At 70.0% G+C, this 11,199-nt stretch carries 10 protein-coding genes; 4 read left to right on the top strand and 6 right to left on the bottom strand.

Annotation, left to right across the window (positions count from 1 at the left end; genetic code table 11):
- The 3 genes from ITP53_RS49420 to ITP53_RS49410 all read right to left on the bottom strand — a co-directional run.
- Positions 1 to 1,146, bottom strand: a 1,146-nt coding sequence (locus ITP53_RS49420) for an IucA/IucC family protein (protein WP_207757534.1), incomplete at its 3' end; no start/stop codon positions are given.
- Entirely contained in the window at positions 1,147 to 2,640 is a 1,494-nt protein-coding gene (locus ITP53_RS49415; RefSeq protein ID WP_195902423.1) for an IucA/IucC family protein, read from the bottom strand.
- Entirely contained in the window at positions 2,637 to 3,779 is a 1,143-nt protein-coding gene (locus ITP53_RS49410) for an ATP-grasp domain-containing protein (RefSeq protein ID WP_195902422.1), read from the bottom strand. Before ITP53_RS49410 ends, ITP53_RS49415 begins: the two co-directional genes overlap by 4 nt.
- A 145-nt stretch (positions 3,780 to 3,924) precedes the next feature.
- Between ITP53_RS49410 and nudC the strand changes: the two genes are divergently transcribed.
- Positions 3,925 to 4,896, top strand: coding sequence for an NAD(+) diphosphatase (gene nudC / locus ITP53_RS49405; protein ID WP_195902421.1), 972 nt, complete (start codon positions 3,925 to 3,927; stop codon positions 4,894 to 4,896).
- A gap of 1 nt (position 4,897) precedes the next feature.
- Here nudC and ITP53_RS49400 read toward each other — a convergent pair whose 3' ends face one another.
- Both ITP53_RS49400 and ITP53_RS49395 read right to left on the bottom strand, forming a co-directional pair.
- The gene (locus ITP53_RS49400; protein ID WP_195902420.1) at positions 4,898 to 5,146 is read right to left on the bottom strand and encodes a mycoredoxin; all 249 of its coding nucleotides are present in this window, start codon (positions 5,144 to 5,146) and stop codon (positions 4,898 to 4,900) included.
- Positions 5,147 to 5,213: 67 nt separating this feature from the next.
- Positions 5,214 to 6,116: an alpha/beta hydrolase gene (locus ITP53_RS49395; RefSeq protein ID WP_328818321.1), complete on the bottom strand. Its 903-nt coding sequence runs from the start codon at positions 6,114 to 6,116 to the stop codon at positions 5,214 to 5,216.
- Positions 6,117 to 6,262: 146 nt separating this feature from the next.
- On the opposite strand from ITP53_RS49395, the gene ITP53_RS49390 reads away from it, so the two are divergent.
- The 3 genes from ITP53_RS49390 (at position 6,263) to ITP53_RS49380 (ending at position 10,156) form a co-directional block, all read left to right on the top strand.
- Positions 6,263 to 8,299 carry an ATP-dependent DNA helicase UvrD2 gene (locus ITP53_RS49390; RefSeq protein ID WP_328818326.1) on the top strand — a complete coding sequence of 679 codons (2,037 nt, stop codon included), beginning with the start codon at positions 6,263 to 6,265 and terminating at the stop codon, positions 8,297 to 8,299.
- Between the two features lie 173 nt (positions 8,300 to 8,472).
- Positions 8,473 to 9,342, top strand: a complete 870-nt coding sequence (locus tag ITP53_RS49385) for an acyl-CoA thioesterase (protein ID WP_195902417.1) — start codon at positions 8,473 to 8,475, stop codon at positions 9,340 to 9,342.
- Positions 9,343 to 9,886: 544 nt separating this feature from the next.
- Positions 9,887 to 10,156: a WhiB family transcriptional regulator gene (locus ITP53_RS49380; protein WP_195902416.1), complete on the top strand. Its 270-nt coding sequence runs from the start codon at positions 9,887 to 9,889 to the stop codon at positions 10,154 to 10,156.
- Positions 10,157 to 10,623: 467 nt separating this feature from the next.
- On the opposite strand, the gene ITP53_RS49375 is transcribed toward ITP53_RS49380, so the two are convergent.
- Positions 10,624 to 11,010, bottom strand: a complete 387-nt coding sequence (locus ITP53_RS49375; RefSeq protein ID WP_195902415.1) for a hypothetical protein — start codon at positions 11,008 to 11,010, stop codon at positions 10,624 to 10,626.
- Positions 11,011 to 11,199 lie beyond the last annotated feature (189 nt).

Genomic DNA, 11,199 nt, shown 5'->3' with positions numbered 1-11,199 from the left:
CCAAGGAGGTGTCGCTGGCGTGGAAGAAGCTGGGAGGAGGCTGTCGCCCTTCCAAGGAGGTGTCGCTGGCGTGGAAGAAGCTGGGAAGGGGCTGTCGCCCTTCCAAGGAGCCAGGAGTGGGGGCGTGCCGGGTGCGGTCTGGATGTTCAGGGCGAGGGTGGCGGCCAGAATGGGGGTTACGTCGGGTGGGCAGACCGTCCAGGGGCTCTGCCTGACGATCACGCCCAGGCCCTCGTGCAGGCGCCGTCCGAGGGTGGTTGAGCGGTAGCCGGGTTCGGGGAGCCAGTGGGTGGACGGGTGGCGGGCCGATACCGCTTCGAAGATCGGGGTGAGTCGTTTCGTCAGCTCGACCGCGCCTGCCAGTTCGTACCAGGCGTTCTTGCGTACGCAGTTGGTGATTCGGACGTCGAGGGAGAACTTCAGGCAGATCTCGGAGTCCGGGGCGTACACGGTCCGTACGGACGAGGTCGGCGCGACCAGCGGCCCGGGTCCCAGGTCGAGGAGTTCCGGGCCGAAGACGGGTCGCAGCAGGTCGAGCTGCCACGGGTGGGCGGGCAGCAGCCGGTATCCGGGTGGCGCCGTGCCCATGCCGTCCAGCGCCGCCACGTCCCCCGCCTCCGTGAGGACGTCCTCGCGCACGCCGAGCAGCCGGACGGGGAACTCGGCGTGGGCTTCAGGCGCGTACCGCAGCCAGCCCTCCCCACCGCGCGCCTTGGGACTGGGGTGGAACGGATGGCCGTACACCAGCGCCTGCTCCGAAGCCAGCCACGGATCGGCGGGCGGCACGGCCTCCGCCCTGGCCTCCAGGATCGCGGCCACGGCGGCCCTGCTCGCCGCGACCTGCCCGGCGAACTCACCGTTGCCTCCATGGAGGTCGGCCTCAGCGAGCTGGACCAGCTCATCGGCCGTCAGCGGCTGCCAGGCGCCGCCCTGGAGGCGTTCCGGCGGGCCGTCGAAGCGCAGCGCCGCGCCCCCGTGCGTACGGGCCCGCAGCAGCGCCCCCGCCACCCGCAGCAGCAGGTACGGCGGTGCGGCCCAGACGAGCCCGCGCGACCCGGCCACCTCCCGCACACAGCAGCGCAGCAGCGCCGCCAGCGTCGCCTCCTCGGCCAGCGCGGCGGGCATGTCGGTGGCCAGTCCGTACATTCAAGCTCTCCTCAGGTAGTTGGGCCCGCTGGTGCCGTAGTACTTGTTGATGTCACGCGCGCCGGAGCGTTCCTTCGCCACGAGGGTCCCGGCCGTGACCATGGACTTGCCGGTCAGTCTGGCCGCGTCGAGCGTCCTGGCCCGCAGGAGCCTGGCCATGGGGTCGTCACCGTACTCGTCGAGCGCCTCGGCGAGCGTGTCGCGCACCAGCGCGGCGGCCCGCGCGTACGGCAGTGCCCCGAACGCCACCGCGGCGGCGGACAGATGCAACGTGATGGTCACGAACACGTCGGCCAGCGTGTGCGGATCGTCGTTCAGCATGCGTTCGTCGGCGAAGTCCGGCACCGCGATCCCGGCCGCCGCCAGCCGCGCGGGCGACGCCAGCAGCCCGTCGTTGTCCTTGACCAGCAGCCGCATGCGGTCGCCTTGGAACACCAGGGCGAGATTCTGCTGGTGCGCCTCCAGCGCGACCCCGTACCTGACGAACAGCCGCACGTTCCATCGGAGCAGCAGCCGCAGATACTCGGGGATCACGTCGCCCAACTCGGCGAGCACCCCTGGCGCGTTCAGCGCGGCCACCGGGACGATCTTCCCCTCAGGCAGCCGCCTGAGCATCCAGCCCAGATACTCGTGTCCAGCGTCGGCGTAGGTCTGCTCGTCGGCCACCAGCACGCCGGGGCCGGCCAGTTCCCGCAGCAACGACTCGGCCCTGGCCCCGTCGGCCAGCGTTCCCGGCCGGATCGAGCGCCGATTCCTGCTGCCGAGCGTGCTGATGGGCAGGGGCAGCTTGAGATGGGTACGCGGATCGAGCTCGACCGTCCGCATGGACAGGGTGGGCCGCACGGTGACCGCGGCCTCGTCCAGCATCCGTACCCCGTCGATCTTCCGAACCTCTTCGACGGTGAGCGGATGCACGGGGAACAACACCTCGTCGCCGCCCCACCCGGGCGCCAGGTCGGCGGGCAAGCCCGTGGCCGAGCCGGGCGCGAGGGCCCGGCGCGGCACCGCCGCCCACCGCAGCTCGAACGAGGGCGCGAACTCCGGCGCGTACGCCACCAACTCCGCCTCCGACAACCCCGGCCGCGCCCGTGACGTCGGATACACCGGATGATCCACGAAGGCGGCCAGCGACTCGTAGGAAGGCCCCCGGCCGAGCACCTCGTCCGCGTGCGCGTCGTGCAACTCCAGCGCGGTGAGCGCCGCCAGGCACTCCTCGAAGAAGGCGGAGACGCCGCCGGAATCCGCCGGGTCAGCCACCTCCGCCAGCGTCTCCAGCACCTGCTCCAGGCCCAGCAGCTCGTCCTGCGCCACCACGAAGTCCTGGAACAGCCCGCCGGGCGCGAGGCGTACCCACCGCCCGTCCGCCAGCGCCAGCCCCACCCCGTCCTTGGTCCGCGCGACGCGCCCGGCCAGGCCGCCGTAGTCCTCGCGCAGCAACGCGTCCAGCACCCGAGCGGCGAGGTAGGCCTCCCTGACCGGCGGCCGAGGTCTCATTCGACCGCCCAGGGCAGCGAGGCCCGGTACCTCTCGACGGCCGCCTCCACGTGTCGCCGATCAGGCCCGACGGCGCGGATGACGCCGAGATAGTCCCGGTTCGTACGAGTGAGCGAGATGACGTCCCCCACGGCCCGCAGCGGCCGATGCCACAGCCGGACGTCCCCCCGGACCACGGACTCCTGCCCGGGGGCGGACTTGACCGTCCCAGGCCGGTCGGCGACCAGGCTGACGGCGGTGCCGTACCCGGAGGCGGCGGGAGGGACGGGTGCCGGCTCCCCGAGGTGCACCCGCAGGATCCACTCGAACAGCGGCACCCCCAGCACGTCGCCCAGCAGGAAGTCGCAGTGGTCCCCGATCGCCCGGTAGTTCACCTCGACGACGCGCGGCCCGGCGGCGGTGAGGACGTACTCGGTGTGGCAGGCACCGAACCCGGAGCCCAGCGCCCGCAGGGCCGACAGCACGTGCTCGCGGGAGGCGCCGGGCGGCGGCGCCCAGTCGAGCCGCTCCTCCACGAAGTGCGGCAGGGCGCCCAGCGAGGTCTCGAACCCCCCGAGCACCCGCGTCTCGAAGCCGTCCCCGAGGGTCTCCAGCGTCCGCAACGGCCCTTCGAGGTACTCCTCCACGACCAGCGCCTCGTCGGGCCGCCGCCGGCGCACCGCCGCCACGGCACCTGCGAGGTCGCGTTCGACCAGCACGACGTCCTCGCTGGCCACCCCCTCACGGGGTTTGACGACCACCGGGTACGTCACGCGCTCAGGCACCGGATCGCCGGGCGCGAGCCGTACGGACTCGACCCGCTCGATCCCCGCGTCCCGCAGCCTGCGCCGCATCAGGAACTTGTTCTTGGCGGCCAGACAGGCCCGCCAGTCCTTGCCCGGCAACCCGAAGTACGCGGCCGCCAGCGCGGTCTGCGCCTGCAGGTGGTCGGAGTTGGAGAAGATCACGTCCGGCCGCCCGAGCTGCTCGACCGTGTCGATCAGCGCACGAGCGTCCGTCACGTCGCACGCCACCGCGTACGGATGCCGCTCGGGCCGGTCCGTCAGGATCGTCACCTCGCAACCGAGAGCGCGGGCCGCGGGCAGGAAGCCGTCCGTCACGGAGTCGGTCGGCTTGAGCGCGGTCAGGTAGAGCCGCAACGCGAAGGCACCCCCGAAGAATCAGGTAAGGCTAACCTAACCCGATGATCCTAGCCGCAGAATGATCAGCGCGGGGCCCGGACACCTTAATCGGCGCCCAACTGGGAGGTCATAGGATGACAAGGGACTAAAGAGGGGGCGGCCAATGGAGATCGCGGAAGAGCAACTCATCGGACCGCTACTGCTCGCGCGGGGCACCATCGACAGATCGTCGGCGCTACGGGCCGACGACGGATGGCTGGAGCAGGCGTGGTCCGACCCCGCGACCAGGGTGCTGGTGATCGACAACGGTCACACGCTGGTGCGGCGCACGGGCGACGCGGTGCAGGCGGTGCTGTTCACGTCCGAGCAGGCGCCGGCGGGGCCGCGCTACCTGCTGGGGGTCGAGGGCGGAGTCGCCTACTTCGCGGTGGCCGCCGCGCTGCCCGGACTGCCCAAGGGCGACGTCAACGGCCGCGTGACGGTCCCGATGAGCCTGCGCGACACCCCCGAGGGCGAGCCGGTGGCGGCCGGGCTGCGCCAGGTCGGCGGCCTGCTCGGCGACCGCGACGCGGGCCTGCTGGTCTACGCCGTGGCGCTGGAGGCGTGGCACACGACGCACGAGTTCTGCCCGCGCTGCGGCACGCGTACCCAGGTCAGGGCCGGCGGCCACATCCGCGTCTGCCCCCACGACGACAGCCAGCACTTCCCGCGCGTCGACCCCGCCGTGATCATGCTGATCCGCGACGCGGACGACCGCTGCCTGCTCGCCCGCGGGCCTCAGTGGCCGAAGGGGCGGCTGTCGATCCTGGCCGGGTTCGTGGAGCCGGGGGAGTCGCTGGAGCACGCGGTCGCCCGCGAGGTCGCCGAGGAGGTCGGCATCGGCGTCGCCAATCCGCGCTACCTGGGCAGCCAGCCCTGGCCGTTCCCGCGCAGCCTCATGCTCGGCTTCTTCGCCGACGCCACGTCCACCACCCTCACGCCGGACGCGGTGGAGATCGCCGAGGCGCGGTGGTTCTCCCGCGAGGAGCTGGTACGGGCTCTGGACTCCGGCGAGCTGCGCCTGCCGCCCCCCGTGTCGATAGCCCGCCGCCTGATCGAGACCTGGTACGGCGGCGAGCTCGTCGGCGACTGGTAGATCAGGACACCCCGAGCAGGGCCTTGACCTCGAGCGCGGAGGGGTTGGTCCGCACGACGCGGCCGTTCGCGGTCTCGATCACCACGGTCGGCACCGTCTGGTTGCCGTTGTTGACGCTCATCACGAAGTCGGCGGCCGACGGGTCACGCTCGATGTCGATCTCGTCGAAGCTGATGCCCTCGCGGGCCAGCTGGGACTTGAGTCGCTTGCAGGGGCCGCACCAGGTTGTGCTGTAGACCGTGAGCGCCATGTTGGAAAACCCTCCAAGGTCAAGAAACAGGCGCTCGGTGCAACAACGGCGGGTGCGCGGTTAATCCCTACCCGATGCGCTCGGCGATCCAGGCCTGTACGCGCTCCGCCACGCCCGGCAGGCGGTAGAGGGCGTTGCTGTGGTTGGGGCCCGGCTCGGTGATGACCGTCACAGGCACGCCCACCTGCCCGAGCATCTGCCTGAGCAGCTGACTCTGCACCGGCGGCACGAACTCCTTCTCCGAGTGCACGGTCAGCACCGGCGCGTCCTTGCGGCTGGCGTGCCAGGCCGCCTCCATGCTGGCCCAGACCCGCGAGCACTTGCCCTTGGGCCCGCAGCCGCCCGCCAGCTTGATGGCGGCCGTGCGGAGCTTGCGCTTGTTGGGGTCGATGCTCTTCTCGCCGTCGGAGTAAGCGCGTAGTGGCGAGATGATCGGCGACATGCCCACGACGCCCTTGAGGCCGTTGATGCCGTCGCCGTACGTGCCCACGGCCGCCGCGATGTGGCCGCCGGCGGAGAAGCCGACCACCACGTAGTTGCTCGCGTCGAACGCCCACCGGTCGGCGTGCTTGCGGGCCGCCTTGATCGCGTCCAACGCGTCGGTGCGCTGCGCCGGCCAGGGCGCGTCGCCCGACAGGCGGTAGTTGACGTTGAAGACCGTGTAGCCGAGGTCGGCGTAGGAACGGGTGATGCCCTGCATGTACTTCTTGTCGCCGCCCGACCACCAGCCCCCGTGGATCAGGAAGACCCCCGGGCGCTCCTGGCCGTCGGGGGTCCACCAGACATCCATTTGCTGGCGTTTGTGACTGCCGTACTTGACGGCCTCCGTGGCCAGGCCGAACAGCCCGTCAGCGCCGACGGGAGTGCTCACGGTCGGAGCCGGTGTGGGCTCCTTGGCCGCGTTCGCGGCGATGGGTGTGAGCGCAACGGCAGCGAGCGCGAGTACGCTCGCGGAAACCGCAGTTCGCACGGCCTTCCTTTCCCCCATGCAGATGGTCGGCCCCATTGTGGGGGAAGAGACCAGTTCTGTGCATCCTATGAACATACGTCGGCCCGCATGTTGTCAGAATAAGGTGCTTCACCGCCATCGGCTGGGAGGATGTACGGGTGAGCAACGTGGACGACGTCCTGATCGGTCTCGATCCTGAGCAGCGCGCCGTCGCCGAGGCGGTGCGCGGGCCGGTGTGCGTGCTGGCCGGCGCGGGGACGGGCAAGACGCGGGCGATCACCCACCGCATCGCGCACGCGGTCCGCAGCGGCGTCGTCGAGCCGCAGAGCGTCCTCGCGGTGACGTTCACCACACGCGCGGCCGGCGAGTTGCGCCAGCGGCTGCGCGCCTTGGGGGCGCCCGCTGTGCAGGCCCGCACATTCCACGCCGCCGCGCTGCGCCAGCTCACCTACTTCTGGCCGAGGGTGATCGGCGGCGAGGCCCCTTCGGTCATCCAGTCCAAGCTGCCGGTCCTCGTGGAAGCCTGCCGCCAGATCCGGAAAAATCCTGATCGGTCCGAGTTGCGGGACATCGCCGCCGAGGTCGAGTGGGCCAAGGTCACCCAGGTCTGCCCGGACGACTACGTGGCGGCCGCGGCCAAGCACCACCGCACGCCTCCCGTGCCGGCCGAGGAGGTGGCCCGGCTCTACGAGGCGTACGAGCAGCTCAGAAGAGACCGCCACCTGGTGGACTTCGAGACCATCCTCGAGCTGACCGCCGCCGTCATGACCGAGCACCAGGAGGTGGCGGCGCAGATCCGCCAGCAGTACCGCTACTTCGTCGTCGACGAGTACCAAGACGTCAACCCGTTGCAGAAGCTCCTGCTCGACACCTGGCTCGGCGGCCGCGACGACGTCTGCGTGGTCGGCGACCCCAACCAGACGATCTACTCCTTCACCGGCGCGAGCCCGCGCTACCTCACGGGCTTCGCGGTGGAGCACCCCGAGGCCGCCGTCATCAAGCTGGTCCGCGACTACCGCTCGACCCCGCAGGTGGTCGACCTGGCCAACCTCGTCATCGCCAAGAGCAGGTCCCCCCACCGCATGGAGCTGGTAGCCCAGCGCCCCGAGGGCCCGCGGCCCGCCTTCGCCGACTACGACGACGAACCCGCCGAGGCGGCCGGCGTGGCGCGGGCGATCAGGAAGCTCATGGACAAGGGCGTGCCGTCGCGCGAGATCGCCGTGCTGTTCCGGGTCAACTCCCAGTCGGCGTCCTACGAGGAGGCCCTGTCCAAGGCCGAGATCCCGTACGTCCTGCGCGGCGCCGAGCGCTTCTTCGAGCGCCCGGAGGTGCGCCAGGCGGTCGTCCTGCTGCGTGGTGCGGCCCGCTCCGCCGCGGGTGAGCCGCTGGCCTCGGAGGTCCACCACATCCTCGCGGGCCTCGGCCTGACCCCGTCCCCTCCCGGGGGCGGCAAGGCCAGGGAGAAGTGGGAGTCGCTGAAGGCCCTGGCCGACCTGGCGGAGGACATGGCCGCCGAGGGAGCCGGCCTGCCGGCGTTCGTCGCGGAGCTGGAGCGCCGCGCGGCCGAGCAGCACGCCCCGCCCGTGGAGGGCGTCACCCTGGCCTCCCTGCACGCCGCGAAGGGCCTGGAGTGGGACGCCGTCTTCCTCGTCGGACTCACCGACGGCATGCTCCCCATCATCTACGCCGAGACGCCGGAGCAGATCGAGGAAGAACGCCGCCTTCTGTACGTCGGCGTCACCCGTGCCCGCGAGCACCTCTCCCTCTCCTGGGCCCTCGCCCGCGCCCCCGGAGGGCGTAAGTCCCGCCGCCCCTCCCGCTTCCTCGACGGCCTGACCGGCCGCGTCTCCACCCCACCCCGCCTCGCGACGCCCGCCCGCGAGCGGCGTCAGGTGGCCGCCCCGGTGAGCTGCCGGATCTGCGCCAAGACGCTGTCCTCGGCCACCGAGCAGAAACTGGGCCGCTGTGCGACCTGCCCGGCGGACTACGACGAGGCCCTGCTGGAGCGCCTGAAGGCCTGGCGGACCGCGACGGCCAAGGAATCCAAGATCCCGCCGTACGTCGTGTTCACGGACGTGACGCTGCAGGCGATCGCCGAGCGGGTGCCGACGTCGGAGCAGGAGCTGCTGTCCATCGCGGGGATCGGCCGAGTCAAGATCGACCGCTACGGCGAGGCCGTCCTCACCCTCTGCCGCACTCCCTGACCTCTTCTCGTGATCTCCGTCACCCCTGTGCCGCCGGAGACTCGCCGTAACGCTCGTAACAGCCGCGAAACTGCGACAAGGAATCATCGGACAAGCCAGGCCCACATTCGTGAGGAATAGGGCGGCACGTCAAACTTGTCCCAGAACCGGAAAGAACGAGGGAGACGGATCACGTGAACGAGGCGCTGAAGGAGCTGCTCGACCTGCTCGACCTGGAGCAGATCGAGCTGGACATCTTCCGTGGCAGAAGCCCGGAAGAGCGCATCCAACGCGTCTTCGGAGGCCAGGTGGCGGCGCAGGCCCTGGTGGCGGCCGGCCGCACGGTCCCCAAGGACCGCAACGTCCACTCCCTGCACGCCTACTTCATCAGGCCGGGCGATCCCTCCATCCCGATCGTCTACAACGTCGAGCGCCTGCGCGACGGCCGTTCGTTCACCACGCGCAGAATCAACGCCATCCAGCACGGCAAGGCGATCTTCACGATGTCCGCGTCGTTCCACATCTTCGAGGAAGGCGTGACGCACCAGGCGTCGGTGATGCCGGTCGTGCCGGACCCCGAGACGCTCCCGACGTTCCAGGACAGGATGTACGACCTGGTCGGCGAGCACCCGGACCTGCGTGACTGGCTGTCGCGCCCCCGCCCCGTGGACGCGAGGTACGCCTCGCCGCTCACCTGGGAGGCGTACGCGAACCCGGAGCTGCGCACCGCCGAGACGAACGTGTGGTTCCGCTACGACGCCGACCTGCCGGACGACCCGCTCCTGCACATCGTGCTGGCCGCGTACGCGTCCGACTTCACGCTGGTCGACACGATACTGCTGGCGCACGGCATGGCCTGGGGCGCCTCGAACATCATGGGCGCCTCGCTCGATCACGCCATGTGGTTCCACCGCCCGTTCAGGGCCGATGAGTGGCTGCTCTACGCACAGGCGTCCCCCTGGTCGGCCGGGGCACGGGGGCTCGCGCGTGGTGAGATGTTCACCGCGTCCGGCGAACTCGTGGTGTCCGTGGTCCAGGAGGCCATGATCCGCGTGACGGAGTAGGTCCGCGGGAGCGTGACAGAGTTGTCCGCGGAGGCGTGGAGAATGTCACGAAATCGCAGGTAGAAAATATGTTGCCCGTTCGCGGCTTCCCGGTTTAGGGTCATGGTCAAGCGAGTCGGACAGTCCTGTCCGACGATCCAGAGAGTGGAGGTGAGTCCCTGTGATCAGCATCAAGATGCCGGCCACGCAGTGGCTCATTTCCGCATGCCGTGACTCGGTGAGACTCGTTGACGGGCCCGCCCGAGTGCGGCAGGAGAAGTCTGTCCGTAGCCAGGCCGCCGCCTTCTATGCGCGAGCTCACTTCGCCGCGCAAGGCGCTCCAGTCTACGGCGCACGTATCGAACTGCCGACCAGCCAGCTCACCAAGGGTGGACTGTGCGGTCCGCAGCCCTGGAGGGATAAACCGGTCACAACCTGACCGGCAACAGCCCTCCAGGCCGCGGATCCGCACACAGGATCCGCGGCCTTCTTGTTTGTCCGTGATCCCCGACCACCTATCGAGGTGCCCGACCAAGATCTAAAGATCGATCAAAGGAGAAAGCAGATGGGGGCGAAGACGATCATGGACCTGATCGACGAAGCCAAGATCCCCTGTCGTACCGACCCTGACCTGTGGTTCGCCGAGTCGCCTGAGGACGTCGAGTTCGCCAAGGCACTCTGCGGCGGCTGCCCCATCCAGAAGGCCTGCCTGGCCCGCGCGCTCGAGCGCGAGGAGCCGTGGGGCGTCTGGGGCGGCGAACTGGTTCTCCGGGGGACCGTCGTTCCCCGCAAGCGTCCGCGCGGGCGTCCCCGCAAGCACCCGGTCGCTGCCTGACCGCGCACCAACGAGCAGAAAGAGAAAATCAGATGAGCACTCACTCGAACAAGAGCCTGCAGATCCCGGATCTCATTCATGATCTGGTGAATGACCGAATACAAACCCTTCACCGGGAGGCGGAGGAGCAACGCCTCATCCTGCGCGTCAGTCGCGTGCAGCGAGCCCGGCGCGACGTCAGGCGGGCGAACGACCGCCTGCGTAAGGCCCTGAGCCGGGTCTGATCGGGAGATCCTGCCGCCGGCGCAGGATCTCCCAGGAGATGAACGGAGCCGGGCGCACCCAGCGCCCGGCTCCTTCCGCATTTCCAGCGCCCACTTTGGAGCGGCCCGGTCCTTCGCGTTCGTGGCAGTGAGCCCCGGACTTGGGACGGGCCTTTGTTCCTGCCGGGGAGCCCGGTCACTTGGGACAGGCCCGGCCCTCTTCGCGCTCCCAACAGAGAACCCGCATCTCTCGGCAGTACGCCCTCACGCTCTCGGCAGTACGCCACCGTGCGGCGCGATGACCGGCTCCTCCTCAGCCGTCCACAACCGCGCCGACATCCAGGCGACCCCGGCCGCCGCCACGACGAGCCCGGCCAGGTAGACCAGCTCCGGCACTGTGTTCCGCAGTGACCCGGGGATCATCCCCGCCGCGTAGAGCACCACGCCGAACACCGGCATCGCCCCACTCCGGATCGCCGCCACGCTGAAGATCAGTACCCCTGCCAGCAGGATGACCGACGTGACCAGGAACGCCCGCCCGGTGCCCCCGGCCAGCAGCCCGCTCACGGCGTCGCCGCCGAGGTACGGGAAGACGAAGTGCAACGTGTACTCGATCGCGAACGCCCCGGCCAGTCCAGCCGAATTGAGCACGTACCCGACGAGGCCGAGCCCGCCCGCCGTGCCGCGAATGAGCAGGTAGATGCCGGTGATCGTTATGTGGAATCTAAATGTCCGATTTTATGATTGTTTGTGCTGCCGGACTTCGACGATCGGCAGCATTCTCCCGTCCGTGGGTGAGCTGAGCTGGCGTGGTGTGGCTCCGGCCGGTGTTGGAATGTC

The organism is Nonomuraea cypriaca (assembly GCF_015645445.1).
Lineage (GTDB): Bacteria > Actinomycetota > Actinomycetes > Streptosporangiales > Streptosporangiaceae > Nonomuraea > Nonomuraea cypriaca.
This window is presented reverse-complemented; position numbering and strand designations above follow the sequence as displayed.

Bases quoted from the DNA above. Each gene is read 5' to 3' on its own strand.
- ITP53_RS49415 (WP_195902423.1), bottom strand. From the start codon at position 2,640: ATGAGACCTCGGCCGCCGGTCAGGGAGGCCTACCTCGCCGCTCGGGTG.
- nudC (WP_195902421.1), top strand. From the start codon at position 3,925: ATGGAGATCGCGGAAGAGCAACTCATCGGACCGCTACTGCTCGCGCGG.
- ITP53_RS49400 (WP_195902420.1), bottom strand. From the start codon at position 5,146: ATGGCGCTCACGGTCTACAGCACAACCTGGTGCGGCCCCTGCAAGCGA.
- ITP53_RS49380 (WP_195902416.1), top strand. From the start codon at position 9,887: ATGGGGGCGAAGACGATCATGGACCTGATCGACGAAGCCAAGATCCCC.